This is a genomic window from Paenibacillus sp. FSL F4-0243 (genome assembly GCF_037963295.1).
Classification (GTDB): Bacteria; Bacillota; Bacilli; order Paenibacillales; family Paenibacillaceae; genus Paenibacillus_AQ.
Map to the genome: position 1 here is coordinate 1,071,288 of NZ_CP150151.1, position 26,542 is coordinate 1,097,829.

Sequence of the window (26,542 nt, forward strand, 5' to 3'; positions counted from 1 at the left end):
TCCCTTGGTAGGTTAAGATTTGGACTTCTCATATGTATCTTTACCCGATTGCCTATGATCGAATCGTTTTATAAATAATCAGGGAATAACGCCGATAAATAACGTCTTTTTTCGAGAAAATTTACAAGAATAGGCAGGAATAGTGCGAAGGTTGTCGAAATTAAGAATCATATATGATCATTTAAACAACTAATGAATTACTGAGGTGCTACGATGAAGTTGCCAAAACCAAAGATAGCGGCTACTTTGCTATTATTTCTATTGCTAACAGCAATAGTGCCTTACGGTGCGGCGATAGTGAGTGCTGGATCATCAGACTCTGCGCTGCCAAGTTGGGAGATTAGATTTGGAAATACAGAAGCAGAGACTGTCGAAGAAGCTGTAGCAGCTTCAGATGATGAATGGATTCGCGTAACGCCTCATAATCACAAACCAGAGATGCCAAAAGGTACATCCTCAGCGTGGCTCCGGTTTTCTTTGCCGCAAATGAGCGAGAAATCCGCGTTGTTCATTAATAAGGTATATGGAAATAGCGTCAAAGCTTATGTGAATAACGCGTTAGTATATGATTCTGAGAATAAATACAATTTCAACGGCAGCAAAATTCTAATTCCTTTATCCACAGAAGATGGAGGGAAGGAACTATACATATGGACACACGGAGGAAGCAAAGATTTAGGAATAGAAGGCGAAATAAGAGTAGATCGCTACAGTGAGCTGTTGTCCATTTATGTGAAGCAGGGCTTAATGGATATCATCATTGGGATGACGTTTATCTTTATAGCTATTGTCCTGTTTATTTGTTCATTATTCTTGAGAAAAGGATTTTTTACGGCCGGATTTTTGTTGGTGTTAATTCTCTTATCCATTGGAGTCATAGTGGTTACGTATTCTTCGTTTTTGCCGATCATTCTCGGGGATTATGGGAAAATCGTGCTTGTATTCTTTGATTTAGCATTGTACACCTTGTTGCCATCAGTAACCTTTTATTTTGAGAAAATATTCGGTTCAGGGAAAAAACAAATCGTCACCCGATTCCGTAAGTTTCAATTGGTTTATTCTATATTCAGTCTTTCACTAATGGTTATTAATATCCTTCTGTCGTATCAGCTGGAAGACTTTTATAGATTCATGACTGCTGATATTCTAGGCATCATTATGATTGTGCAATTTATATTATTGGTAAGCTTAGCGTTTATTCATACTTATCGCGGCAATGGGGATGCAATTGTTTTTACTACAGGATTTACAATCTTTGCATTTATATCTCTTGTCGAATTGATCGTATACTACATATCCAGAGAATCCTATCAATTATATTGGTGGAAGTGGGGGATGATGGTTTTCGTATTATCCTTAATCGTCATTCTGGGGAGAAGGTTTACGAGAAACCATGAACAACTCGTTGAATATTCTCGTAAGCTTGAGACGTTTAATAATGATTTACAGCGTTCCGAGAAAATGGAGATTATAAGTGAATTGGCAGCTTCTGTAGCGCATGAGGTACGGAATCCTTTACAGGTAACCCGTGGTTTCCTTCAGATCCTAGGAGAACGCTCAGATTATAAGGAGAGGGAATATATGCAGATGGCTATCGCAGAACTGGATAGAGCTACGGTTATTATCTCAGACTTCCTTACCTTTGCTAAGCCAGGGCTAGAGACCATTGAGAGGCTTGATGTATCCGAGGAGTTACGGCATGTGTCGGGTATTCTCGCTCCGCTTGCGAATTTGCAAGGGGGAGTCATTGAACTCAACCTGCAGTCGGAACTCTGCGTGATTGGATCATCTGCCAAATTTAAACAAGCGTTTATTAATATTATAAAAAATAGCATCGAAGCTTTGCAGGATAATGGACTTATTAGAGTTACGGCCTGGAAATCCGAAGCCCATGTAATGATTAGTGTACGTGATAATGGAGAAGGGATGAATGGTAGTGAACTGGCCCGATTGGGTGAGCCCTATTACTCTAATAAAACAAAAGGAACAGGACTTGGACTTATGGTAACCTTCCGAATAATTGAGGCGATGGAAGGGACAACGGAGTTTCATAGTGAGAAGGGGGAAGGAACGGAGATTATCATTAAATTGCCAACGGCTAGAAAAAATTAGGAGAATTTAATGATTATTCCGTTTTTTAGAAGGAAAGGGTAGCATAGTGAGCGAAGTAGTAACACACAGAATATTGTTTCTGAAACTTCCTTCTGAGGTGCCTATATGCGCTTGATGGTTAGAATACTCCACATTACAATCACCCTTTCACTCCTCCTGATAGGTTGTGGCTCTATTATTGTATCGGCAGCGAACCCAAATCCATCCCAAGAAATTACAAAGTGGCAAATGAAATGGGGGGATGAAACAGGAAATGCAGGACAAGAGATTCCGTGGAGTGAAGGCCAGCAAAGCTGGATGAACGTAGATTCTAAGAAGGAACTCCCAGAGTTACCTTCAGGAGTATCCTCTTCTTGGACCCGCATTTCCTTACCCGATTTAAGTTATGTGTCTCCTTCGGTGTATATCGATACTTTATATGCTCTTCATGTGAGAGTGTATGTGGAGGATCGTTTGATCTTCGAGGAAAATCGTAAATATATCAAGGATAACTATTCTTTGCTGTTGCCTTTAAGTAAAGAAGATAACGGGAAAACACTATATATCTGGACAGAAACCATGCAAGACAGAATTGGAATTAAAAAAAGTGTAATGATCGGTGAACATAGTCAATTAATTAATGAATATATTGAGAATGGACTAAGTGATGTGATTTTGGGCTGCGCTTTTTTTCTGGTGGCTATCGTTCTATTTATAAGTGCTCTATACATAAACAGAGATTATTTCTCCAGTGTTGCTTCACTAGCAGTGGTTATAGCGGCTACCGGAATCCTTTCTATAACCTACTCCCCCTTCATCTATACCTTTTATAATAAATTGGGGCCAATTAGTAACGTTTGCCTAGACTTAGCCCTTTTTTCACTTCTCCCAGCGCTTACCTTTTTATTTGAGAAATTATTCGGTAGTGGTAAATTCAGTATCATTCGAAAATTTCGTCAATTTCAAGTGCTTTACTCTTCTTTTTGTTTGTTATGTCTTTTAATCAATCTCCTATCAAATAATCGCTATATTGAGTTCTATTATTTTATTTCTACCACCATTATAGGGGTTATCCTTATCCTCCAATTCATCCTGCTGATCGCATGTGTGGTTATGTTCTCTCTTAAAGGAAATAAAGATGCTATTGTGTTTGCCATTGGATTTGGAACCGCTGCGTTTACTGTAGTTGCAGAGCTATTATGGTATTACATCCAAAAAGGGAATTATGATTTGTTCTTGTGGAAGTGGGGGCTGGTTGCTTTCATTATTTCCTTGATCGTAATTCTGGAACGAAGATTAGCCTATAACCATCAACAGGTTGTTAATTACTCTAGAGAACTAGAGCGTTTCAACAATGAATTGGAGCGTTCGGAAAAAATGGAGATCATTAGCGAGCTTGCTGCATCGGTAGCTCATGAAGTAAGAAACCCACTACAAGTCACTCGGGGCTTTCTTCAGCTGCTTAGCGAGAAATCCGTTAACGAAGAGCAAATTTATATGTCAATGGCCCTAAGTGAACTAGATCGTGCATCCAATATTATTACAGATTTCTTAACCTTTGCTAAACCAGAATTTGAGACGATCTCTAGTCTGAATTTATATGATGAATTCAAGCATATTGAGAGTATTATGCAGCCCCTGTGTCACATCAATGGAGGGAAAATGATTCTGGATGTATCCGGCCAATTATGGGTAAAAGGAAATTCCTCGAAATTTAAGCAGGCGTTCATTAACATTATCAAGAACAGCATTGAATCATTCAGTGAAGAAGGGTTCATTTATATGTCGGTGTACGGTGAAGATAATAAAGTGATTATTCACATCAAAGATAACGGGGAAGGAATGGACCCTGATGTTCTGCATCGACTCGGAGAACCATATTTCACCAAGAAAAATAAAGGAACAGGTTTAGGTTTGATGGTCACCTTCCGCATCATTGAAACTATGCAAGGTGAAGTAAAATTTACAAGCAAAAAAGGAGTAGGAACCGAATCCATTACCATACTGCCATTGGCAGAAGCTCCGGATGATTCCTACTCCCTATGAGGTTAATCCTGCTGTCTTACCAAGAACCGCGTGGTGCTGCGGTTGCTTTCAATACATCTGATGATGGACTTGGTGGGATTACAAGATAGAATTCATTTGAACCTTCTTCAACGGCTTTCAAGGTAACGCTGTCGGGAATGATTACGCCTAGCGCTTCTTGGAGAGCTGCTTTTGGATCTGCGAGTAGTCTTTGCTTAAAACTTGGATCTTCCCATGCCTTTTGAATGACTTGATTTCTAAGAACTGCTTCTGACATAATAATCACCCTTTCCAAAATGTATATATTTACCTTTAATAATATAACATAGCAATTGTGCTAAATCTATTCTTTTTATTACAAAATAATAGATTTATTGTATATTTTTTGACAAATAGTAAAACAAGCCTCCACCTTGTAAAAGCTGTTTTTCTGCTTCGATAGAATCTGAGATCTGTTGTAAGTTCGTCACCAACATGGAGTGGAATGCTAGGAGATGAGGTATATCTAAGCTGGAAGCCATTACTTTGCGATGCGTATCCTGCGCTAGCTCAGCATAGGTACGTAGTCCGTTTGCTGTAAACAGGAAGAATTCGACCTCTTTTGATGTGAGTGTGGTTGCTTTATCAGTGGATAGATAGCTTCGTGTGAGTGAGAGGAGACAATTATAGCTGCCTTCTGATAAATCTTCGTTCCAGTCTTCATAGTCGTCAAGCATTTGAAGTGTAAGTAGAACAGAGTCGATCATTTCCTCAGACTGCGGTACAAGAGAATCCTTACCAGATAGCAGAAGGGCAGCGGTACTGGATAGTTTGAGCGGACTGGCTTTATATGGGATCTTGATCCGATCATTAAGAAAATAATCACTGGTGGTTTCATTACTAACACTGTCTGCCCATTGAGCGATATAACGATTGAACGATGTCCAGAAAGAGGAGTCATTCGGAAATAAAAGTCTGTAGATATTCAAAAATTCAACATAGAGTAGGTTCGCTAAAGGTAATCTTTCGTATGTAGAGGATTCTTTGCTGTCCATCAGGTCATCCTGTATGAAAAAATATAGCATGAAGAAGACATTACCCATCGACATTTGACGGGTAATTTCTGCTGAGAGCCCACAGCTTTTCTGAAGCCAAAAGGGTAATAGATAACATATGTAATTTTTGTGGCTTTCCGCATTGAATACGTTAAAATGTTCAAGATAGGACATGCCTTGTGAATTTAGAGGCTCAGGAAATTCGGAGATAATCTTTCTACTTTCTTGAAATACTAAGCGGAGTTCTTTTTCGTAATCATTTAGCCAATCCATTGCATCCCTCCTACAATAAAATTGCAAAAAACTGGTTCTTTCGCCCTGATTATATCCTTCTCTTTATTCCATTACAACTAAAATTTAGGAGGTTTAAGGACGAATGGAGTGTTATACTTTTGGACAAATGCTTATGACTATTCGAATGGGGCAAAAGGCTGAAACGCCAGACGGCCGCACTGTGATGCGTACCTCTGCGGGACTTATTTGGACCAATGGGATATTGAATGGAAAAACAGTAGAAATCAAAGATTATTTGTTCTCTGATCTGTGGCAAATCTATGAGGATGAGGAAAGCATGAAAGAGGGAATCGGCAGAGAAAAGCATGAAAAGCGGGAACGGGAAATGCTTGAAAATCAATATGAAGAGCTGCGCATAGCGAGTCGGAAATATTAAATTCAACGTTCGACTCGCCAATTGCAGCTAGGATGAGGAAATTACTTCGATTTCAATGCTTCGTATTGACCTCTAAGACGTAGAAGTCTCCAAATACTTTGATCTAAGCCACCGAGTCGGTTGCGCTCGGTCCACAATAGACGATATTGATGAAGTAGAACATTCAAATCATTGATTTGCTCCGTAATCAGATTAGGGTCAATCGAATCTGGCGCGGATGCCAGCTGCAGTTTAATTCTTCCAAGCTGCACAGCGTGCTTCACAAAATGGATTCCGTTACTCAGTTCCTTAAGAACAAGATCAGCATCATCACATTGAAGATCAAGCCCCGAGAGACGTGCCTCGATAGAGAGCATGTATTCTTCAAGATTGTTGAAATGCTCTTCGGTAAGTTTCTCTACAATTAACAAATTGTCGAGATTAGTACGAAGAAGCAGAGACATTTCCGTATCATTTGAACGAATAATCTCGGATTCAAGCTGATAGTAATTGCCGAGATCAAGGAGTAGTTGACCAATACCCTCGGAACGATCCGCGAAGATGAATGTATTTAAATATTTTGCAGTGTCTACATCTAGATTGTTCTCTACATTCCAGGAAAGCGCAGCACCATAAACATATCCAGTGTAGCTGATTGGGAGATGCTGCCAATGCCCATGATCACCCCAATCGGTAATGAGATAGCCGATAGAACCATTATTTTTGCCATGAATAGCTGCACTACGCAGATTGGCAAACATATTGTCGCTACGCCCTGTAATGGAGTTCCATGAGCTGGTACCTGGGCAGACATAGAAAGGAATGCCTGCTTCACGGAATTTGAGGGTATCGGACTCAAAAGGATGTTCCGCACTGTAACCCCATTCCATAGCAATAATATCTTTAGGCAGGTGAGGGATCAGTTCGGGATGTTGGATAATAATATCACCCCAGAATTGCATCGTCTTGCCGCGTTTCGTAACAAGCTCATAAATCTTCTGAAGAAAAGATAAATAGATCTGACCTTTACCTTGTGATTCAGCCAGCGCCTTGCTTTTGCCAAGACCAAGCTCATACGTCTCATCACAGCCTACATTAAATTGATTAGAGGAGAAGTATGGAAGCAGATCGTCGAACATTTTTTCTAGCAGAGGGAGCACGGCAGGATCTTCGGTATCAAACGTACCGGGATGCATAAATAGTCCTTCTGGATATACATCCCCCATGTACAATTCCTTGGGAAGCATAAATCCCTCTGGAATTTCGGCTAAAGCATTGAATTCAGGACGGGAAAGCCAGCCTTCCATATGTCCAAAGCTGTTCTGGTTTGGAACAAGCTCAATATAACGCGCCTTACAGTAGGCATCTAGAAGCAGGATTTCCTCTCCTGTGATTGGAGTCTCAAGCTCCCACACTTGAGGGAAAGATTCGTACGCGAACGGCGTACCTTCTATATATAGCTGAAGCTGGTTCATCTTCAGATCGGCCATAAGGTCAATGATTCGGTACAAGGTTTCTTGCTTTGGAATTTTATTGCGGCTGATATCAACGGTTATCCCTCTAGCTCCAAAATCAGGTTCATCGCGAATATGCAGATGAGGAATAGATCTGCCGCTTTGTTCAATGATTTGTTTCAGAGTGGCTGCTGCGTAGAAGGCACCGACAGGTGAGCTATAGGAGACAACGATACCGCTCTGATCAACAACTATTTCGTATGCCTGCTCAGATAATGACGGCACATAGCTAAAGATACAAGCGGATACAACCGTTGGACGAGTGCCAATAGATAAGGTCAAATGAAGATTTAAGGCTTGTTTAATCACAGCTTGCAGCTTTTGTGCAGCAGGCATTGAACTTTGCTCTCCCGTACTAGGAAGTACAATGCTTCCGCTTATTGGGAAACGGTATGAGCCCTGTGACAATGTGAATTCACGCGGATTAGGCAGAAGCAGTAGTGTAGAATGATTAAGCATAGCGTGGACACCTCTTATTCATGTAGAATATGATCAACTTCACAATAACCTTATCACTACTAAATAGAGGGGGGAATGTCTATAATGTCCAAGCGCATGGATTATATGATCAGTCCATATCCAATACGAATTATTGATCCGAAGGTGGAGTCCTCTAAGCTGAAGCTTAAAAATATTAGAGTAGGACAAGCCGGCCATTTGCCTGGAAGAACGTTATTCCGTTCAGGCGTAGTTTTTGAACACTGGGCTATTGTTTACATAGTATCTGGTGGTGGCACCTATATGGAGACTTCGGGGAAAGAACAGCAGGTACGTGAAGGCAGCTTATTCTTTTTTCGCCCAGGATACAGTTACAATTTCGGCCCACCACCTGGAGGGAGCTGGGATGAGTATTATATTAATTTTAATGGGACACGTGTATCGGAATGGCTAGAGTCGGGTCTAATCGCTGGCGGGAATGTGTTCCAAGCGAATTCGATCTTGGGTCTTTCGACCTTATTTGAAGAGGTACTACAACGAATGGAGAGTGGAGAACCTGCAGATGCGGATCGGGCCGCACTACTCGTTGAAAGGATGCTATTGGAGTGTTCTTTTATAATAGAAGAAAAAAGTTGGAATGCTCAGGCAGATTATATGCGTCAGATTCGGGAGGACCTGAATTTATGCATTTATGGTGAAATGGACCTAGAGCAAATTGCGGCAAAACATCATATCTCGATGTCTACCCTTCGTCGTCTTGTTCGGCGTAGTAGCGGGTATCCGCTTCATGAATATATTCACCGTCTTAAAATGGCTGAGGCCAAAAAGCTGCTTTTAAATACCTCATTACAAGTAAAAGAAATATCGGGCATGCTTCATTATAATGATCCATTCTATTTTTCACGTTTATTTAAAAAATATATGGGGATTGCGCCACAGCTTTGTCGTAGTAACATTTAAATCGACATCATACTACTAGAGTCCCAATGTGAATTGTTATAATTATATAATTGTTGTCGTTTTATAAGATATGTTGAAAATTATGGATTAATATTACATAAATACGTTAGTTCTTTATAACTATAGTGGATAAAATGACAAATTTTAGGTATAAAACCTTCTAAAAAAATAATAAATTTTTTGTAACTATTTTTCAAATGGAAGCGCAAACATGGGAAATGTCAGCTTGTTATTGTGATTTTTCTCATGTATGATGCTTTTATCGAGCACAGTACAATCTCGCATTTTCCAAAAAACTGGAGAATAGGGTGGTGGGATGAAAATCAAACCAACTGCAGAAGACAAACTGATTGAGTATTACAGGTACTTCTCTTTGTCCCTCACATCGCTCATGTATCTTCTAGATAAAACGGGACCTTCCGTAATTTATAAATCCCTTGTTATTGCCATACTCTTTCTGTTTGCACAAACGTTCTCATTTTTTTATCGGAGGTTACGAAGCAGGCCAAAGACTCTCGTCCTGGCTGTTAGTATAGAGATGGTGGGAATTATTGCATTGACTTTGTTTACCGGTGGGTACGAGAGTTCCTTTAGGCTCTATGTGCTAAACCCTGTATTGATTGCTGCAGGCTCATTGTCCATTTATTTTGGATGGTCGCTGCTTTTAAGTTACATCAGTATTTTTGCGGTGCTCTGTTATTTTTTTATCAATTCTGCGAACAAAACTTTTTTGGAAATTGTATTTGTAAATGGGAATCTGTTTCTAACACTGGTACTTACGGTTATAATAATGCAGATCGTTAATCGGATGAAGCGGCAACGTGAAGAATCGAATGCTCGCACGAAAGAGACGATGGAGCATATCAAATCGCTGTACCATATCGTGGAAACCTCAAGCCAACATGATTTCATGAATATCGGTCAAGTGATCACCGATTATGTTGTTAAGCTAACGAAGCTAGATAAGGCTTTGTTTTGGTTCGCCAAGAAAAGTGGAGAACCAGCACCGCAGAGCAGGCAGACCGGCTGGCAGCAGGAAGAGGAACAGTTCTTATTCTCAGAACTGGGCAAACATGAACATGAATGGAGATTGCAGCGAGAGCCTATTTTTAGAAATCTTCCGGGATTAGGAGATTTCCTGCTGATGCCTGTACGGATGAGCACCCGATTTGTAGGGATGATTGGACTCAAGCTGGAGTCTACAGAGGGGCTGGAAGGCCGCAGATGGTATATTCAACAATTGATATTCTTATCTGAGCTAAGTGCGAATATTCTTGAAAGGCATGAGCTTGGTGTGATTGAGAACCGGTTGATCATCACGAATGAACAGAACCGGATTGCGGATGAAATGCACGACAGTGTATCCCAGAGCCTTTTTGGTATTGTGTATGCGACGCATTCGCTGAAGGAATCGTGGAAGAGAATGTCAGATCATGAGCTAGAAGAACAAATTGAGCTTATTCATGACTCTGCTACAAAGGTTGCTAAAGAACTGCGGATCACGATCTACAGTCTTAGCTCCAAGAAGAGTGGCGGGCCTACATGGCTCGGTATGGTAAGATCACATTTAAAGAGCTTATCTAGATTAAATGATGTTGATATTGAATTAAAAATAACGGGAGATGATTTCAGTCTCCCTTATCCTTACCACAAAGCGCTTTTTCGGATTATCTCCGAAGCCACTGGTAATGCCATCAGGCATGGTGCTGCCAGTCGAGTGGATGTAGAACTGTCTCTGAAGCCGACTTGGATTCGATTATTGATTTGTGATAATGGTGTTGGTTTTGATACTGATTTGTTATGGATTGAATCCGAAGATAGTGCGAGTGGGCTTGGCATGAAGAATATGCAATATTTGACGCAGTCGCTAGGTGGCGACTTCCAGCTGTCCAGTAATGAAAATATGGGAACGAGAATCTTGATTTCCATTCCTGTGGGTGTAGCTGAATTAAAGAATGCATAAACTTTAGGGCGGGAGGTCGTTTCTAATGAAAATCGTCATTGTAGATGATCATCCTCTAGTTAGAAGAGGGCTGGCATCCGTTATTTCGATGCAACCGAATGTGAAGTTTGCTGGAGAGGCGACGAACGGCCAAGAAGCGCTTCTTGTGATTGAGGAGACGCAGCCTGACCTTGTACTCATTGATCTTAAGCTAGCGGATGAATCAGGACTTGATGTCATCAAGAAAGCGCGTGCTCGTGGAATCGTTAGTAAGTTTATTCTGCTGACATCATCTGCAAGCAGAGAGGATTTTCTGAAAGCTGAGGAAGTGCTGGTAGACGGATATGTACTGAAAGAGGCATTGCCAGAAGAGTTACTATTTGCTATCCAGTTGGTCCATAAAGGAAGAAAGTATTATGATCCTGGTCTGATGGAAGATAAGATGCGAATGAGTGAAAGCAGTCCGACAGATGAATTGACCCCGAAAGAGAAGGAAGTCTTAATCGAACTAGGACAGGGCGCTTGCAACAGAGAAATTGCCTCACGTCTTTTTATTAGTGAATTTACAGTGAAAAAGCATGTCAGTCAGATTTTAGCGAAATTACAGGTGGCAGATCGTACACAGGCAGCGCTTTACGCAAATGCTGTCGGATTGACCAAATATGAAATGTCTTATGAGTGAAAGTTGAACTAATTTATAAGCATTGTACATAAACACGGACTCGATGTCCGTGTTTTTTTGTGCGTCAAAACTTAAATTAGCCCTAAATATGGAGCTAAAGTATACCTCACCCCCCTCTTAAGGAGTACAACGTCTTACTCCAAAGTGAAGAGGAAAGTGATGATATGAGCCATGTGGCGAATGGTGTGGATTGATAGAATTAAAGCAACAACTGAAACTTTCATGAATGCTTTCAGAATGTAATTTTAGCGGAAGGAGGGTTACTGTGGAAAAGACGATTCTGGATTACATTAACCTGATTAAAAAAAGGTTTTGGCTCATCATGGTGTTCGTTTTGATCTCCTGTGCTACGACTTACTACGTTAGTAAAAACTTCGTTGAACCCGTCTATTCCGCTTCCGGACAGCTGCTTGTCAACAATATTGCCAAGGCTCCCGAGAGCAACAATCTTAACGATTTGAGCTTTAGCCTGAATTTAATTGAGAGTTACAAGGAAATTATGAAATCACCGACCATCATGAAAAGCGTAATAGAAAATCACCCGGAGTTTGGTCTGACGGCTGATGAACTAAGTCAGAAGCTTGAGATTAAAACTTCAGAGAAGAGCCAGGTGATCAACCTCAATGTTCAGGATGAAAGCTACACCAAAGCTGCCGGGATCGTAAATGCGGTTTCGCAGACATTCATTCGTGAATTGCCATCGCTGATGAGGGTAGACAATGTGACCTTGCTGACACCGGCCGATCCGACTGATGTTCCAGGGCCCTCGAACGGCGGGTTTGCGATGAATCTCATCATCAGCTTTGTTGTATCGCTTATGGCAGCCCTAGGAATTATTTTGCTGATGGAAACTCTTAACGGCACATTAAGGTCTGAAAAGGAAGCGGAATATGACCTTGGTCTTCCGGTAATTGCTTCGATCGCAACCATTCGTAAACGCGATTTGGGTAAGGCAGCAGGCGGCAACACAAGAGTGAAGGAGGGTGCTTATGTTGCGGCTAAATAAGAGTCTGGTTACGGATGTTAATCCATCCTCGCATATCTCGGAATCGTTCCGATCGCTACGCACATATATACGCCAGCTTGGAATAGCGCAGGGTAGCGGAGGAAAAGTGCTACTCTTTACGTCAGCAGAAGCTGGAGCAGGCAAGACGACGATTTTGTCAAATCTAGCGGTGTCTTTCGTCCAGGATGGCAAGAAGGTAGCGGTGGTGGACTGCAATCTGCGGCATCCCGGTCTTCATACAGTGTTTGAAGTAGAGGGTAGTGACGGGCTTGCGGCTTATTTAAGTGGGCAAGAGGAAGCAGATAACATCGCTGTCCTCGGAAATTTGGCCAATCTTTCGGTCATCCCGGCGGGTAAAACGCATGTTAGTCCGCCGGATTTGCTGGGCAACCCCAAAATGACCGCTTTGCTTGAGGAACTAAAAGAAAACTACGATCTGATCCTGCTGGATTCTCCTTCGGCAGTCGATTTCAGTGATGCTCGTATATTGGCACCTCAAGCGGACGGCGTGATCCTGGTGGCCAGATACGGAAAGTCCAAACGGGAATCGATCCGCAAAGCGAAGACGCTGCTTGAACAGACCGGCTCTAATCTAATCGGAATTGCCATGAACCAGGCGAAGTAAATGTTTATGCTTTCGAAGTAAGCTTTGCTCGAAGTCAAATCATTGAAGCTAATGCTCACAAAACTTAAGTTTATGCTTTCGAAGTGAGTTTTGTACGAAGTCAAATCATTGAAGCTAATGCTCACAAAACTTTTAGGAGGTAAAGTGCGATGAAAAAGGTAAAAAAAGTAATCATACCCGCGGCAGGACTAGGTACGCGCTTTCTTCCTGCAACGAAAGCCATGCCTAAAGAAATGCTTCCGATTATCAATAAACCAACCATTCAATACATTGTGGAGGAAGCTATTGCTTCCGGTATTGAAGATATCATCATTGTTACTGGTAAAGGTAAAAGAGCCATTGAAGATCATTTTGACAATGCGTTTGAGCTGGAGTCTAGGCTTCTGGAAGATGGAAAGCTGGATCTGCTTAAAGAGGTTCAACGTTCAGCCAAGGTAGAAATTCACTATATCCGCCAGAAAGAACCGAAGGGTCTGGGGCATGCCGTATGGTGTGCAAGACGGTTTATCGGAGATGAGCCATTTGGTGTCATGTTAGGCGATGATATCGTCACAGGAGCCGTACCTTGCCTTAAGCAGCTGATCGATCAATATGAAGAAACACAAAACTCGGTTATCGGAGTTCAAGAGATTCCTGATGAATTCACGAATCGTTACGGTATTATTGAACCGGATTTGCAGGACGGTAAATTGTATCGGGTTAACAATTTTGTAGAGAAGCCGCCACTAGGTACGGCACCTTCCAATCTGGCGATCATGGGCCGTTATGTGTTTACTCCAAAGATCTTTAAGTATCTCGATTTGATGGAAGAAGGCGCTGGCGGAGAGATCCAGTTGACAGATGCCATTCAGAAGCTGAATCAGAGCGAACGGGTATATGCCTATAATTTTGACGGAACAAGATATGATGTCGGCGAGCGGCTTGGATATATTTTGACAACACTTGAATTTGCACTGCAAAGTGAAGATTTGCGCTATCCGGTGATGGATGCAATGGCGGAATGGCTGAATAAAATGGGACAAACCAGCTTGAGTAGTTAAGTTGAGTTCGCAAAATTTTAGATGAGGAGGATGAGCATGCAAAAACTGCCGGAAGACTACGAGGCGGTCCTGCCGAAACTTTACATGCTGCATACCGATGAGAGAAGGAAAGAAGCGGAGTCCTATTTAATAATGAAACGGATGATCGATATCTTTTTTTCCGCTCTTGGTCTTCTCGTGTTAATGCCATTATTTGTTGTCGTGGCGATTCTGATCAAGCTGGAGGATCCGAAAGGAAAGGTGTTCTTTCGGCAAAACCGGGTTGGGAAGAATGAAAAGCAGTTCCCGATGTATAAGTTCAGATCCATGGTTAGTAACGCTGAGGAGTTAAAAGAAAACCTGATGGCCTATAACGAAGTGAGCGGTGCCATGTTCAAGATTAAGAACGATCCGCGGATCACACAGATAGGGAGATTCCTGCGCAAGACGAGCATCGATGAGCTACCTCAGCTGTGGAATGTGCTGATAGGTCAAATGAGTCTGGTCGGTCCTCGTCCTCCGCTGCCTGAAGAGGTGGCTCAGTATACGGAATATGACAAACAGCGTTTGACGGTTACACCAGGCTGTACCGGATATTGGCAAGTAAATGCCCGAAATAGTGTCGGCTTCGACGAAATGGTACAGCTGGACTTAACCTACATCCATATTCGGAGCACCATGCTGGATCTAAAAATCATTGCTAAAACCGGACTGATGTTACTCGGTTCAAAAGATGCTTATTAATAATGTGGAAATTAGGTGAATGCCGATGCGTGAATACGGAGACGTTCCTAAGCTTTCCATTATCATCTGTACCTACAACAGAGCACCTTTATTGATCAAGACGCTTCAGTCACTTTTAAAGCTAGATCACTTAGAGCAGGCGGAGATCATTGTTGTGGATAACTGTTCCAAGGATGATACTGAAGCTTGCGTCAAAAAGTTTATAGGAAAGCATGGAGCTGATATGGATATCCGCTACATGATGGAGCCGATGCAGGGGCTTTCAGCGGCTAGAAATACAGGGATTCTGGCTTCCAAATCGCCGCTGATTGCCTTTCTCGATGATGATGCGATACCTTGCCAGCGATGGATAACAACAATTGTCAGTACTTTCGAGAGTAAACCGGAGGTCATGGCTATGGGAGGTAAAATCGCTCCGATATTTGAAAGTAAACGTCCGGACTGGTTGATTAAACCCTTTGAGCTTCCGTACACGATTGTTGATTTAGGTAGCCGGATTAAGGAATATCCCAAGCAACTTCATCCTTGTGGGGCCAATATGGCGATGCGGAAGCTCGTATTCGACATCAGTCTTTTTCCCCTAGATCTCGGAAGAAAGGGTGATTCTCTGCTCTCCGGTGAAGAGACCTGGTTATTCGGACAGATTCAAAAAGAAGGGCATTCCATCCTCTACCATCCGGAAATGGCGGTTGACCATTTCGTTCCGGCGGCCCGTTTGACAGAAGACTGGATTATGAGGCGCTATTATAGCCAAGGCATCTCTAACGCTATGAAAAGCGAAGGACTAAAAGGCAAGCTGCTTCTAGTGGGAAAGACAGCCGCTAAGCTCGTGTATATCCTGGCTGATTCTATCCTCTCAAGAAGTAAAGGAAGAAGGCTTTTGAACAAATGCAGGCTGGAGAGTATTCGTGGAACGCTTCATATGATTCTCAATCGGGAGAGGCATTCCGCAGCGGGGTGAGGGATTAATATGACAAATTTTGAGTGGGGCTCCAAATTAAATGTTTTGCCATACGGGATGCTCTATCTCATGTCGGCCCTGTTCTTTGGAACGGCGGTCATCTACCAGCCGATGATTGCGATAGCTGCCGTGCTTCTGATTATTTTGCTGGGAATCTCAATTTCACGGCCTGAACTGATCAGTTATTTCGTTCTAATCACGACGGCAATATCGATTAACTTTTTATATGATGGCAGCATGTTCGGAATGGAGATACTGTCCCTTTATAAATTGGTTATCGTGATGCTGCTTGTTCCTTGTATTCTGGTCAATGGTTTGCGGTTTCGTCTGAGTCACCCCTTGTGGGCAATGGTAGCGCTGCTGGTGATTACCTTTGGATCTTCGATCTGGCTGCCGGAAATGACCTCATCCATTGCAGTTAAAGCTTTTATCGGTCTATCCATTCCATTCGTATTTTTATTAATCAACTGGAAAAAGAATGTAGCCGAGCTGCAAATCAAAATTATCTGTATGCTTCCCCTTGTTAGTGTAGTGGTTGGTTTGTTGCTGCAGCTTGCGCATGTTCATAATTTTCTCAACATCGAGTATACAGGCGCTGTACGGATTCAGGGGGCTAATATTCCTGCGCATCTAGCAATGCTGGCCTTTATGGGAGTAGCGATTCCATTTATTGAGGTGAAGCGGAATCCGCAGCAAGCACGCTTTTTCTATATCATGTTAGTTCTAAATTTCTTTATCTTGATTGGAACAGGAACAAGAGGGCCTATATTGGCACTTGGACTTACCGTTCTCTATTACTTCTATGATATTCTCCGCCAATATTTGAAGGGCAGAACCTATCTGCTAATTCCGTTGATGGGTGCATTTTTCCTGATTATGGTCGCCGTTTTCTGGCAGCTCGATAATTTTGAGAAACGTTCCTTTGAGAGACAGACAGATACGGCTGTTGATTTATCAGGAAGGTCAGAGGCATGGGAGTATTTCTTAAACAAGGCTGCGGACTCTCCTTGGTCTGGTAGAGGGCTTGGAGCAGTGACGGTAGCAAATGATGGAACATTGTATAAGGGTTTTGTAGTTCCGCACAACGAGTATATCCGCTTTTACTTCGATGGGGGATATATTGGCGCTATTCTGTTGATGTTCTCTTTATTGGCTGTATTTATTCTGGTGTACAGAGCATTGGCTCCGCCGATCAAACCTTATTATCTGTTATTTATTGCAGCGTTTTTAATCTACTCATTCTCCGATAACACGCTGTCGACGGTCCAATTTATTATTCCGTTCTGTTGGTACCTGAACTGCCTGTATCGATCTTCACAGCCAACCGATTCCCCACAAAAAGAAGTGATACGATGAGTCAAGTGAATATGTTCGATGTCAATTTTGATAACTATGATTTCATGGATTTGCTTGATTACATTGATAAAACCATTCAGGAGAGGAATCAGTCTTATATCCTCACTTGCAATGTAGATCATGTGATCAAGCTTCGTAAGGATAAAGAATTTCAAACGGTATATTCGAAGGCAGGCGCAGTTGTTGCTGACGGAATGCCACTGATCTGGGCATCCAAAATGCTAGGCAAGCCGCTTAAGCAGAAGGTATCCGGCGCGGATCTATTTAATCGATTGGGCAACGCCTTTGAGCAAAGGAAGTACCGGCTGTTCTTCTTAGGCTCAGCTGAAGGCGTGGCGGAACGGGCAGCGATGAATTTGAAAACAGCACATCCCGGAATAAATGTGGTTGGCTGTTATTCTCCATCCTATGGATTCGAGCACAATGAGGAGGAGAATGAACGCATTATAGAAATGCTGACAGAGTGCCAGCCAGATATCGTGTTTGTTGGTGTAGGAGCACCTAAGCAGGAAAAGTGGATTTACCGCCACTATACCTCTTATCAAGCTCCGATATCGATCGGAGTGGGAGCGACCTTTGATTTTCTGTCAGGCTCAGTGAAACGAGCGCCTAGCTTCATGCAAAAAACAGGGTTCGAATGGTTCTGGCGGCTTAGCCAGGAGCCGGGCCGGCTCTGGAAAAGATATCTTGTGGACGATGCACAATTTCTACTTTTATTACTTAAGGAACTGCGTAAGCGGGATAAGGTGAAGGAAGGAGGCTTGGAATGAGTGTATTTACGCCCCCATCACTTAGGTTCATCAAGACAGTTGGATTAATAGGGGGGACTGCTGCTGCAGGTGTCTCTCTTCCGCTGATCATCGGCTTCTCCAGTGCGATGCTGAGTTCATCGAACAGTCTGCAGGGAGCCATTCTCTCAGCCATCCTATTCCCAGCTTTCTTGTTAGCCATACTTAGACCGAAAATGCTGGTTGCTTATACCTTGCTAATCTGGGCCGTAGCTCCAGAGCTGCGCCGCATTGCTGACTGGTCAGAAGGAGTGTATCACTCTGTATCCTTGCTGAGCTTAGCTCCCTTGTTAACCGGTGTAACCTTGATCATTCCGCTGCTGAAGGAGATTCATAATATTCAAAAAGCCTCCACGCGGATCATGTTAATGTTCGCAGTTGCGCTGGGTTATGGTGCTTTAATCGGTTTGGCTAAGAATGGCATGGGCTCAGTTTATGACTTAGCGAATTATATTGTGCCACTGCTGTTATTGCCGTACTTTGCCGTCACGAAGTTCAAGCCGAAGGATATCGATCGACTGCTTACCGCTTTTGCCAATATTGCAGTCCTAGTTGCCATTTACGGGATTGTTCAGTATTTGACGGTGCCACCTTGGGATGTGTTCTGGATGAAACATGCGGATATGATGTCCATCGGAAATCCATATCCATTGGAAATCCGAGTGTTCTCTACGCTGAATTCGCCCGGACCGGCTGCAACCTTCTTAGCGTTTGCTTTAGTTCCGATGATACTGGAGAAAAAATGGCGGGGAACATTGCGCTGGATCGGCGTTCTGCTAGTTGTAATCTGCCTGCTGACTACTTTGGTACGTGCGGCATGGCTGATACTCCTGGTGATGCTGCTCATGTATATTGGAACCTCTCCTTCTAAGGGAAAGTGGAAAACCTTGATCCAATTAGTTTTTGTGGCTGCTGCGTTGTTCTGGGTTGTGCCGAAATTGCCTGGTGCCGAAGGACTGGTTGCTCGGGTAGAGACACTTTCTTCTGTTCAAGAAGATCACTCTTATAATGAACGGCTAAGCTTATGGCAAAACATGCTGCCGATGGTTGCCGCCAATCCAGTAGGTCAGGGAATTGGTAGTGTAGGCCAAGGGACTAAGCTTGGTAATGACGGCGAGCTTGGAGAGTACGGAATTATGGATAACGGAGTTATCGCTTTACTGCTTACCTTTGGTGTTCTGGGTGCTGTTTTCTTCTTCGGAGCTTTAGGCGCAGTTGTCAAACAGATATTCGCTAGAGTAATCAGCAGGGACCAATTGCAGCCCTACGCCCGACTTGCTCTTGCTACTTGGACCGGTGCGATAGTCAGTTTGGTATCAGATAATGGGTTTCCCGGACTCAAGGGATACTTAATCTGGATGCTGATCGGTCTTGGCCTCAGCGCAAGGGAGATTACACAAAGTAGAAGGAAGGGAACACCGTATGCAGCAATTGAATGCAAAGTCTCTCCCCGCTAGAACAATCTGGTCATCTTTTAGATTGTTCGCGAAGAGTAAGGATAACAGCTCGGCAGCCGTGAAGACAATGTTTGTCAGTGTCATGATCCTACTGATTAACATGTTAACGGGTGTACTGACCGCCCGTTATCTTGGACCGACAGGACGTGGGGAACAAACGGCAATGATTAACTGGTCACAGTTTCTGGCCTTTAGCATGAGCTTTGGGATTCCATCAGCTCTGATTTATAACGCTAAGAAAAACCCGGAGGATGCCGGAGTGCTTTATCGAATGGCATTGCTGCTCGGCATCATTTTTGGGGTCATCGCAATGATTATAGGCATAGTGGTCTTACCCTATTGGCTGAAATCCTTCAGTCCGGAGGTTGTGACCTTTGCCCAGTGGTCAATGATTCTGTGTCCGATTATAGTGATCTCTCAAATTAACAATGCAGCTTTTCAATTCAGAGGTGAATACAAGAGGTTTAATTGGATTCGTTATCTAGTTCCATTGCTAACCCTAACGATAATCGGGATATTGATCGCACTGGATCGGATGAATCCTTTTACAACTGCAGTTGCCTATCTCCTTCCAGGAGCGCCGCTGTTTATCGGAATGACGATTTCCTTGCTGCGCACCTATAAGGTGAAGATGAGAGGAGCCTTTCAGAGTTTAAAAAGATTGTTTACTTACGGACTTGGTTCCTACGGCAATGATTTGCTTGGCAATTTCTCTTATTATATCGATCAGATCGTGATTGCCGGTTTGTTAAGACCTGCTGATCTGGGGCTGTATGTAGTGGCAGTGAGTCTGTCGCGGATGGTTAATTTTTTCTCAAGCTCGATTACTATCGTACTGTTTCCCAAGGCTTCTGAGCTGTCCAAAGAACAGGCAGTTGAGTTAACATTCAAAGCCTTTCGCATAAGTACGACTTTCACCATGCTTGGCGGAGTAGTCCTGATGCTCTTAGCCCCTTTAGTAATTCCGTTGATGTATGGCAAAGACTTCAATGCGGCATTAACCGTGTTTCGCTTATTGCTCCTTGAAGTGACTATTAGCGGGGGGACGATCATTCTGGCGCAGGCCTTTATGGCGCTAGGCAAGCCGAAAATTGTTTCGATGCTTCAAGGTTTTGGCTTACTCTTGGTTATCCCAATGTTGTTCCTGCTCATCCCTAAGTTTGGCTTACTCGGAGCAGGGATAGCGATGCTGTCATCAGCAATCCTGCGATTCTTCTTCATTGTTCTCAATATAAAGTACACCTTAAAAGTTAAACTACCCCGGCTGCTCATTACCCGGGAGGACATCCAGTGGATGAAGACGACGATGAATTCTTACATTCGCAAGAAACCGATGGATATGAATGGATAATGCGAAAGACAAAGGAGGAAACCTTCATGGATTCAGTAAAAAGCGTGGTAGGCGGCCAAGGCAATTATCAAATATCGGCTGTCATCATCGCTCAGGATGACGAAGTTCGAATATCTAAGGCCATACAATCCTGCAGGTTATTCGCCGACGAGGTGATTGTGATTGACGGAGGCAGCAAAGACGGGACAGTTCAGCTTTCCGAAAGCTTGAATTGTCGTGTATACGTCAACCCATGGCCCGGATATGCGAAACAGAGGGAGTTCGGAGTAGAACGCGCGGTTCATGATTGGGTCTTCCTTATTGATACTGACGAAGTGGTCAGCGACGAGTTGGCCGCAAGTATTCTTGAACTGAAACCGGGGCTTAAGGATCAATCGGTTGCCTATTCTATCTACCGGATCGGTGATTTTATGGGCAGATGGCTGGATCGTGGCGAATATCTAGTGCGCCTTTACAACCGCAAAGCGTATGGAATTCGAAACAGCTTGGTGCACGAGATGCCCGAGGTTTCTGAAGAACGAACCATACGTTTGACAGGAACCCTCTGGCATTATGGTTACCGCAGTATTAACGATCATGTGGCACGATTCAATAAGTATACTGACTTGGAAGCTGAAAGTGCGTATGCCAAGGGCAAACGATTTCGGGTCAGTCATCTGCTGTTAAGACCGCCAGCCCGTTTCCTGCAAAAGTATTTCTTACACGGTTTGTTCAAGAAGGGAATGTCAGGTTTCGGTGTATCCGTATTCTGGGTCATGTATGAATTCATGGTCGGCTTCAAGCATTACGAATTAATTAGATCGGGAAAGCTGACTCAGCACAATGCGAAGACGAGTCAGACCGAGAAGGAGAATAAAGGAGAGAGAAGCTATGCCGTACAGTGACGGATTGAACATTATGACGACTGGCCTTAGCTGGCCGTCGCTACAGCCGGGTGGGCTTAACACGTATTTCAAATCCGTTTGCGAGCAACTCTCCTCACGTAATCGGGTGCATGCGCTGATTTGCAGTCAAGAAACGCCTGATACCCCTGAGGAATTGATTATTCACAATGCCGGAGATCCAAAAGATGGGATCTGGAAACGTAAGGATGCTTTCCAGCGTAAGGCGGCCGATCTGATGGGAGAGGGCAGTGGCCGTATAGATATTTTATACACTCACTTTGCTCCTTATGGTATTGGTCCAGCCTTGGAAGCAAAGAAACGCGGGATTCCTGTAGTGATGACTTTTCATGGCCCATGGAATGAAGAAATGAAAATCGAAGGCCAAGGCATTAAGCACCGGGTCAAAACAACCATCGCCAAATCCATTGAACATAGAGCCTATAAACTAGCGGATAAGTTCATTGTGCTTAGTGAGACGTTCCGGGACATTCTCCATAAGCTGCACGGAGTGCCTCTACACAAAATTATAGTGATTCCAGGAGCAGCTAATGTGGAACGTTTTATTCCCGCTACGAATCGATTGGCGATTCGACGAAGCTTAAATTTACCTGAGGGAGCAACAACCGTGCTGACTGTTCGGCGGTTGGTCAATCGGATGGGACTGCTACAGCTGCTTGAAGCCTGGAAGCAAGTTGCGGAGCGTTTCCCGAATGCAATTCTGCTGATTGGTGGTAAAGGGCCGTTGCGGGGAGAACTGGAAGAAAAGATCGCCGACTATGGCTTAAGCAATAAGGTAAGACTGCTAGGCTACATTCCCGATCATGAACTAGCCTCTTATTATCAGGCAGCGGATATGTTCGTGGTTCCCTCACAGGCATTGGAGGGCTTTGGTTTGATTACCGTTGAAGCTTTATCTTCAGGATTGCCAGTGATGGCTACACCGATTGGCGGCAATAAGGAAATTTTGCAAGGCTTCCGGCCGGAATTACTATTTAAGAGTTCAAGTAGTGACCACATGGCTGAAGGTATGATCCATATGCTTAGCAATCGAAAGCTGCTTCCGAGCCGGGATGAATGTAGAGAGCATGTACTGGAGAGATATACCTGGGAGCATGTTACGGATCAAGTAGAATCCGTGTTCCTACAAGCCTTAGGAGAGGAGGTGACCACGTAATGCTTAGAGTAGCCTATATAGATCACACTGCTAAATGGAGTGGTGGAGAAGTTGCCCTGTTTAACATCCTTACCCATATTGGAGAACAGATCGATCCACTGGTAATTCTGGCTGAGGATGGTGCGCTGGCTGAACGGCTACGTGAAAAAGGGATGGATGTCCGTATTATTCCGCTGGATGAGAGCATCAGAAGTCGGGGGAGAAATGCTGTCAACTTGGGAGCACCTGCTGCAGCCTTCAAGCTGTTGGCTTATGGCCGCAAGCTTGCGCCGCTCTTAAAAGCGGAGAAGGTAGATTGCGTGCACACCAATTCCCTAAAATCTGCATTATACGGAGCCATCGCTGCAAAAATAGCGGGCGTTCCATTGATCTGGCACATCCGGGATCATATTGGGGCTCCTTATTTAAAGCCAATCGTTGCCAAAGGAATTCGTTTGCTGTCGCGACTGCTCCCCAATGGAGTCATCGCAAATTCACATTCTACGCTGAATGCTTTGGAGCTGCCGCGTTCGAAAAAAACGTTGGTCGTATACTCCGCTTTCGCTAAAGCGATTGGTAATGGGATCGGTATGCGGGACCAGAAGGATTTTAACGTACTGCTAGTTGGTCGATTGGCGCATTGGAAAGGTCAACATATTGTGCTGGAAGCCGCAAAAAGCTTTAAGAACGAACCTCGTGTGAAATTCTGGCTGGCTGGAGACGCTCTGTTTGGAGAAGAGGCTTATAAGCAGGAATTGCTGCAAAAGATAAAAAACGACGAGCTTACTAATGTAAGCATGCTAGGGCATGTGGATGATATTCAAGGTCTTATGAATACTGCTGATTTACTGATTCACACTTCGGTAACTCCTGAGCCTTTTGGCCAAGTTATCGTTGAAGGAATGGCAGCGGGATTGCCGGTGATCGCCTCCAATGAAGGCGGGCCGGTAGAAATTGTAGTTCAAGGTGAGACAGGGCTACTGATAGAGCCTGGTGACGCGGCGATACTGGCAGATTCCATTAAATGGATGCTGGATCACTCAGAGGAAAGACGGCGGATGGCGGACAATGGGATGAAACGAGTGAAAGAGCATTTTGTTATCGAGAATACGGTCAAGGACATCGTTGACTACTATAAAGGTTTGTTGGCGGGCACCTGACAGATGCTATGACGCGGTAATTCTGAAGATGATGCTCCATAAAACTTTGAGGATGATTCACATGAAAATTGCGATAGCGCACGATTACTTAATCCAAATGGGCGGCGCGGAAAGAGTGGTGGAAGTCTTTCATCACATGTATCCCGAGGCTCCAATCTACACAACGGTTTTTAACGGAAGCCGCCTTACTGACAATCTCAAAGATGCGGATATCCGTGCCTCCTGGCTGCAAAAGATTCCGGGGGTAAAGACCAATTTTAAAGGGGTGCTGCCACTTTATCCAATGGCCATCCGTGATTTGGACTTTCGCGGTTTCGATATCGTCCTGAGTTCCAGCAGTGCTTTTATGAAAAGTATTCAAGTTCCTAAACATACGTTTCATCTTTGTTACTGCCATACGCCTATGCGCTTCGCATGGGATTATGACACCTACATGGAACGTCAGTCGAATTCCGGGCTGTTCAAAAAAATGCTTAAGGTATACATGCAGCAGCTCAAAACGTGGGACCAACGGACTTCCAAAAATGTGAATCAGTTCGTAGCCAATTCATCAGTAGTGAAGACGAGGATTCAGAATTATTATCACCGGGATGCAGATGTCATATTTCCACCGATTAATACAGCCCGGTTTACAAGCTCTTCAACCATTGGTGACTATTATTTAATTGTATCTCGGCTTGTTTCCTACAAGCGGATTGATCTGGCAGTAGAGGCTTTTAACCGTAACGGACTTAAGCTTTATATCGTAGGGGATGGACCAGATCGCAAGCGTCTCGAAGGCATGGCTAAGGATAATGTATCGTTTCTGGGCCGGCTAGAAGATGAGCAAGTGACTGGAATGATGGCACAGTGTAGAGCGTTCATTTTTCCAGGAGAAGAGGACTTTGGAATTACACCGCTGGAAGCGAACGCTGCAGGAAGACCGGTAATTGCTTATCAAGCAGGTGGGGCACTGGATACTATTATTCCTTATGTAAATGGTGTGTTCTTTCAGCATCAAGAAGTGGAGGATCTGCTTAAGGCTATTTATGAGGTAGAGTCCTACGCTTGGGATATCGATCAAATCATGGAGCATGCACGTAAATTCGATGAGCAGGCGTTTATGGTTAAGTTCAAGCAGTATGTTGAGCAGGCCTACGTCAATTTTCTAAAAGGAGGATGATTGTATGAAGCTGACAGTAATCGGTACTGGGTATGTGGGTCTTGTATCTGGCGTGTGCTTTGCACTGGGCGGACATCATGTCATCTGTGTGGATAAGGACGAGGAAAAGATTAAGAAGCTGAAACAGATGGAATCGCCCATCTATGAGCCGGGAATCGAGGAACTGATTGAACTGAATCTTCGTGAGGAACGGTTATCTTTTTCTGCAGATCTTCAGGATTCGGTGCGGCATTCAGATATTATCATTCTTGCTGTAGGTACGCCATCGCTGCCTAATGGTGAAGCTGACTTAACCTACATTGAGGGTGCAGCTGCTGAAATCGCTAAAGCGATGGAAGGGCACAAAATTATAATGACTAAATCTACAGTTCCCGTAGGGACAAATGAGAAAATCTCCAAAATGCTCTCTAAGTTTACCCATCATTCTTTTGATATCGTGTCTGCTCCCGAGTTTTTACGTGAAGGGTCAGCGATTCGCGATACCCTCCATCCCGACAGAATTGTCATTGGTCTTGATAATCCAGAGCTGGAACCAACCATGCGCGAGCTTCATAAGGGTTTCACTGAAAATGTATTTGTAACAGATATACGCAGTGCTGAAATGATCAAATATGCTTCAAATGCATTTTTGGCCACGAAGATCTCCTTTATTAACGAGATCGCCAATATTTGTGAAAAAGTGGGAGCTGATGTAACCGAGGTAGCACAAGGAATGGGTATGGACCAAAGAATCGGGTCATCCTTCCTGCAGGCTGGCATCGGTTATGGAGGCTCCTGTTTCCCGAAAGACACTAATGCACTCATTCAAATTGCGGGCAACGTCGATTACGAATTCAAATTATTGAAATCTGTAGTCGAAGTGAACAAGGGACAACGGTTTATGATCATCTCCAAGCTGCATGAATCACTTGGCAGCCTGCGCGGTTCGACGATTGGGATATGGGGGCTTGCTTTCAAGCCTAATACTGATGATGTCCGCGAAGCTCCAGCCAGAGAGATTGTTGAGGCACTGGTTGCTGAAGGGGCAACAGTCAAACTATATGATCCAATCGCAGCTACAAATTTCAGGCAGCAATATGATCATCCGCAGCTTCGCTGGTGCAATCTGCCAGAGGAAGCGGCTGAGGGCAGCGACGCCGTATGCCTCTTGACCGATTGGAGCCTACTCAAGGAGATTGATCTGCATCAGCTGGCGAAAAGCATGCGCAATGGGGTGCTGATCGATGGACGCAACGTGTATTCCAAGGAGCAAATCGAGGGTACCGGCCTCGTTTATCATTCTGTCGGCCGCCCACAGATGGGTGGATTGAGCGGTTATTCTGCTAGTGTGGCTGGAGCGGTTTAATCTAAGTTATATTGATTGAACTTGTGTTTTTTCTATTTAGGGATGAGCCGTGACTCCAGAGAATGTTTGGACTTCCAGCCGCTGTTGTCTGCAGATTTCCTGATTTAACCGCTGATAGCGGTAGAAATCCGCAGACAAAGGCGGACGCTATCGCTCTTACAGTTCCAAAATTCCCCTCCGCCACTTCGTTCCCTTA

23 protein-coding genes are annotated in these 26,542 nt (G+C 43.8%); 20 read left to right on the forward strand and 3 right to left on the reverse strand.

All coding sequences use genetic code 11. The features are described 5' to 3' along the window. Nucleotides 1–213 precede the first annotated feature (213 nt). Nucleotides 214–2,112 carry an ATP-binding protein gene (locus tag NSS87_RS04660; protein WP_339245117.1) on the forward strand — a complete coding sequence of 633 codons (1,899 nt, stop codon included), beginning with the start codon at nucleotides 214–216 and terminating at the stop codon, nucleotides 2,110–2,112. 114 nt (nucleotides 2,113–2,226) lie between these two features. Further along, entirely contained in the window at nucleotides 2,227–4,137 is a 1,911-nt protein-coding gene (locus NSS87_RS04665) for a HAMP domain-containing sensor histidine kinase (RefSeq protein WP_339248432.1), read from the forward strand. 16 nt (nucleotides 4,138–4,153) lie between these two features. Here the strand turns inward: NSS87_RS04665 and NSS87_RS04670 are convergent, their stop codons facing one another. After that, on the reverse strand, nucleotides 4,154–4,393 hold the full coding sequence (locus NSS87_RS04670; protein ID WP_170880314.1) for an NHLP leader peptide family RiPP precursor: 240 nt from the start codon (nucleotides 4,391–4,393) through the stop codon (nucleotides 4,154–4,156). Between the two features lie 94 nt (nucleotides 4,394–4,487). Beyond that, entirely contained in the window at nucleotides 4,488–5,423 is a 936-nt protein-coding gene (locus tag NSS87_RS04675) for a hypothetical protein (RefSeq protein ID WP_339245120.1), read from the reverse strand. Nucleotides 5,424–5,526: 103 nt separating this feature from the next. Here NSS87_RS04675 and NSS87_RS04680 point away from each other — a divergent pair, with 103 nt between their 5' ends. Then, nucleotides 5,527–5,820: a hypothetical protein gene (locus NSS87_RS04680; protein WP_339245122.1), complete on the forward strand. Its 294-nt coding sequence runs from the start codon at nucleotides 5,527–5,529 to the stop codon at nucleotides 5,818–5,820. Between the two features lie 41 nt (nucleotides 5,821–5,861). On the opposite strand, the gene NSS87_RS04685 is transcribed toward NSS87_RS04680, so the two are convergent. Further along, complete coding sequence (locus NSS87_RS04685) at nucleotides 5,862–7,772, reverse strand: family 20 glycosylhydrolase (RefSeq protein ID WP_339245123.1); 1,911 nt, start codon at nucleotides 7,770–7,772, stop codon at nucleotides 5,862–5,864. Nucleotides 7,773–7,856: 84 nt separating this feature from the next. Here NSS87_RS04685 and NSS87_RS04690 point away from each other — a divergent pair, with 84 nt between their 5' ends. The 17 genes from NSS87_RS04690 (at nucleotide 7,857) to NSS87_RS04770 (ending at nucleotide 26,346) form a co-directional block, all read left to right on the forward strand. Next, nucleotides 7,857–8,711, forward strand: a complete 855-nt coding sequence (locus NSS87_RS04690) for a helix-turn-helix domain-containing protein (RefSeq protein WP_339245125.1) — start codon at nucleotides 7,857–7,859, stop codon at nucleotides 8,709–8,711. Nucleotides 8,712–9,027: 316 nt separating this feature from the next. After that, nucleotides 9,028–10,674 carry an ATP-binding protein gene (locus NSS87_RS04695; protein ID WP_042185158.1) on the forward strand — a complete coding sequence of 549 codons (1,647 nt, stop codon included), beginning with the start codon at nucleotides 9,028–9,030 and terminating at the stop codon, nucleotides 10,672–10,674. 25 nt (nucleotides 10,675–10,699) lie between these two features. Beyond that, nucleotides 10,700–11,335, forward strand: a complete 636-nt coding sequence (locus NSS87_RS04700; RefSeq protein ID WP_042185164.1) for a response regulator transcription factor — start codon at nucleotides 10,700–10,702, stop codon at nucleotides 11,333–11,335. Nucleotides 11,336–11,600: 265 nt separating this feature from the next. After that, complete coding sequence (locus NSS87_RS04705; RefSeq protein ID WP_339245129.1) at nucleotides 11,601–12,341, forward strand: Wzz/FepE/Etk N-terminal domain-containing protein; 741 nt, start codon at nucleotides 11,601–11,603, stop codon at nucleotides 12,339–12,341. Further along, on the forward strand, nucleotides 12,325–12,966 hold the full coding sequence (locus tag NSS87_RS04710; RefSeq protein ID WP_042185169.1) for a CpsD/CapB family tyrosine-protein kinase: 642 nt from the start codon (nucleotides 12,325–12,327) through the stop codon (nucleotides 12,964–12,966). Before NSS87_RS04705 ends, NSS87_RS04710 begins: the two co-directional genes overlap by 17 nt. A gap of 149 nt (nucleotides 12,967–13,115) precedes the next feature. After that, on the forward strand, nucleotides 13,116–14,006 hold the full coding sequence (gene galU, locus NSS87_RS04715) for a UTP--glucose-1-phosphate uridylyltransferase GalU (protein WP_042185171.1): 891 nt from the start codon (nucleotides 13,116–13,118) through the stop codon (nucleotides 14,004–14,006). Nucleotides 14,007–14,036: 30 nt separating this feature from the next. Then, nucleotides 14,037–14,729: a sugar transferase gene (locus NSS87_RS04720; RefSeq protein WP_042124430.1), complete on the forward strand. Its 693-nt coding sequence runs from the start codon at nucleotides 14,037–14,039 to the stop codon at nucleotides 14,727–14,729. A 25-nt stretch (nucleotides 14,730–14,754) separates the two neighbouring features. Further along, nucleotides 14,755–15,690: a glycosyltransferase gene (locus tag NSS87_RS04725; RefSeq protein WP_042185173.1), complete on the forward strand. Its 936-nt coding sequence runs from the start codon at nucleotides 14,755–14,757 to the stop codon at nucleotides 15,688–15,690. 9 nt (nucleotides 15,691–15,699) lie between these two features. Beyond that, entirely contained in the window at nucleotides 15,700–17,046 is a 1,347-nt protein-coding gene (locus NSS87_RS04730; RefSeq protein ID WP_036676609.1) for an O-antigen ligase family protein, read from the forward strand. Then, nucleotides 17,043–17,816, forward strand: coding sequence for a WecB/TagA/CpsF family glycosyltransferase (locus NSS87_RS04735; RefSeq protein WP_036676606.1), 774 nt, complete (start codon nucleotides 17,043–17,045; stop codon nucleotides 17,814–17,816). Before NSS87_RS04730 ends, NSS87_RS04735 begins: the two co-directional genes overlap by 4 nt. Further along, entirely contained in the window at nucleotides 17,813–19,291 is a 1,479-nt protein-coding gene (locus NSS87_RS04740) for an O-antigen ligase family protein (protein WP_339245133.1), read from the forward strand. The genes NSS87_RS04735 and NSS87_RS04740 overlap by 4 nt, the downstream gene beginning before the upstream one ends. Next, complete coding sequence (locus NSS87_RS04745; RefSeq protein ID WP_339245137.1) at nucleotides 19,257–20,642, forward strand: oligosaccharide flippase family protein; 1,386 nt, start codon at nucleotides 19,257–19,259, stop codon at nucleotides 20,640–20,642. Before NSS87_RS04740 ends, NSS87_RS04745 begins: the two co-directional genes overlap by 35 nt. 26 nt (nucleotides 20,643–20,668) lie before the next feature. Then, nucleotides 20,669–21,526, forward strand: coding sequence for a glycosyltransferase family 2 protein (locus NSS87_RS04750; RefSeq protein ID WP_339245139.1), 858 nt, complete (start codon nucleotides 20,669–20,671; stop codon nucleotides 21,524–21,526). Then, nucleotides 21,513–22,700 carry a glycosyltransferase family 4 protein gene (locus NSS87_RS04755; RefSeq protein WP_339245142.1) on the forward strand — a complete coding sequence of 396 codons (1,188 nt, stop codon included), beginning with the start codon at nucleotides 21,513–21,515 and terminating at the stop codon, nucleotides 22,698–22,700. Before NSS87_RS04750 ends, NSS87_RS04755 begins: the two co-directional genes overlap by 14 nt. Beyond that, nucleotides 22,700–23,839 carry a glycosyltransferase family 4 protein gene (locus tag NSS87_RS04760; RefSeq protein ID WP_339245145.1) on the forward strand — a complete coding sequence of 380 codons (1,140 nt, stop codon included), beginning with the start codon at nucleotides 22,700–22,702 and terminating at the stop codon, nucleotides 23,837–23,839. Before NSS87_RS04755 ends, NSS87_RS04760 begins: the two co-directional genes overlap by 1 nt. Nucleotides 23,840–23,900: 61 nt before the next feature. After that, nucleotides 23,901–25,001 carry a glycosyltransferase gene (locus tag NSS87_RS04765; protein WP_036676592.1) on the forward strand — a complete coding sequence of 367 codons (1,101 nt, stop codon included), beginning with the start codon at nucleotides 23,901–23,903 and terminating at the stop codon, nucleotides 24,999–25,001. Nucleotides 25,002–25,005: 4 nt separating this feature from the next. Further along, nucleotides 25,006–26,346 carry a UDP-glucose/GDP-mannose dehydrogenase family protein gene (locus tag NSS87_RS04770; protein WP_339245147.1) on the forward strand — a complete coding sequence of 447 codons (1,341 nt, stop codon included), beginning with the start codon at nucleotides 25,006–25,008 and terminating at the stop codon, nucleotides 26,344–26,346. Nucleotides 26,347–26,542: the final 196 nt, after the last annotated feature.

Bases quoted from the DNA above. Each gene is read 5' to 3' on its own strand.
- NSS87_RS04685 (WP_339245123.1), bottom strand. From the start codon at position 7,772: ATGCTTAATCATTCTACACTACTGCTTCTGCCTAATCCGCGTGAATTC.
- NSS87_RS04660 (WP_339245117.1), top strand. From the start codon at position 214: ATGAAGTTGCCAAAACCAAAGATAGCGGCTACTTTGCTATTATTTCTA.
- NSS87_RS04680 (WP_339245122.1), top strand. From the start codon at position 5,527: ATGGAGTGTTATACTTTTGGACAAATGCTTATGACTATTCGAATGGGG.
- NSS87_RS04740 (WP_339245133.1), top strand. From the start codon at position 17,813: ATGAGTGTATTTACGCCCCCATCACTTAGGTTCATCAAGACAGTTGGA.
- NSS87_RS04760 (WP_339245145.1), top strand. From the start codon at position 22,700: ATGCTTAGAGTAGCCTATATAGATCACACTGCTAAATGGAGTGGTGGA.
- NSS87_RS04720 (WP_042124430.1), top strand. From the start codon at position 14,037: ATGAGCATGCAAAAACTGCCGGAAGACTACGAGGCGGTCCTGCCGAAA.
- NSS87_RS04770 (WP_339245147.1), top strand. From the start codon at position 25,006: ATGAAGCTGACAGTAATCGGTACTGGGTATGTGGGTCTTGTATCTGGC.
- NSS87_RS04670 (WP_170880314.1), bottom strand. From the start codon at position 4,393: ATGTCAGAAGCAGTTCTTAGAAATCAAGTCATTCAAAAGGCATGGGAA.
- NSS87_RS04750 (WP_339245139.1), top strand. From the start codon at position 20,669: ATGGATTCAGTAAAAAGCGTGGTAGGCGGCCAAGGCAATTATCAAATA.
- NSS87_RS04700 (WP_042185164.1), top strand. From the start codon at position 10,700: ATGAAAATCGTCATTGTAGATGATCATCCTCTAGTTAGAAGAGGGCTG.
- NSS87_RS04730 (WP_036676609.1), top strand. From the start codon at position 15,700: ATGACAAATTTTGAGTGGGGCTCCAAATTAAATGTTTTGCCATACGGG.
- NSS87_RS04690 (WP_339245125.1), top strand. From the start codon at position 7,857: ATGTCCAAGCGCATGGATTATATGATCAGTCCATATCCAATACGAATT.
- NSS87_RS04735 (WP_036676606.1), top strand. From the start codon at position 17,043: ATGAGTCAAGTGAATATGTTCGATGTCAATTTTGATAACTATGATTTC.
- NSS87_RS04765 (WP_036676592.1), top strand. From the start codon at position 23,901: ATGAAAATTGCGATAGCGCACGATTACTTAATCCAAATGGGCGGCGCG.
- NSS87_RS04675 (WP_339245120.1), bottom strand. From the start codon at position 5,423: ATGGATTGGCTAAATGATTACGAAAAAGAACTCCGCTTAGTATTTCAA.
- NSS87_RS04745 (WP_339245137.1), top strand. From the start codon at position 19,257: ATGCAGCAATTGAATGCAAAGTCTCTCCCCGCTAGAACAATCTGGTCA.
- NSS87_RS04665 (WP_339248432.1), top strand. From the start codon at position 2,227: ATGGTTAGAATACTCCACATTACAATCACCCTTTCACTCCTCCTGATA.
- NSS87_RS04695 (WP_042185158.1), top strand. From the start codon at position 9,028: ATGAAAATCAAACCAACTGCAGAAGACAAACTGATTGAGTATTACAGG.
- NSS87_RS04710 (WP_042185169.1), top strand. From the start codon at position 12,325: ATGTTGCGGCTAAATAAGAGTCTGGTTACGGATGTTAATCCATCCTCG.
- NSS87_RS04725 (WP_042185173.1), top strand. From the start codon at position 14,755: ATGCGTGAATACGGAGACGTTCCTAAGCTTTCCATTATCATCTGTACC.
- NSS87_RS04755 (WP_339245142.1), top strand. From the start codon at position 21,513: ATGCCGTACAGTGACGGATTGAACATTATGACGACTGGCCTTAGCTGG.
- galU (WP_042185171.1), top strand. From the start codon at position 13,116: ATGAAAAAGGTAAAAAAAGTAATCATACCCGCGGCAGGACTAGGTACG.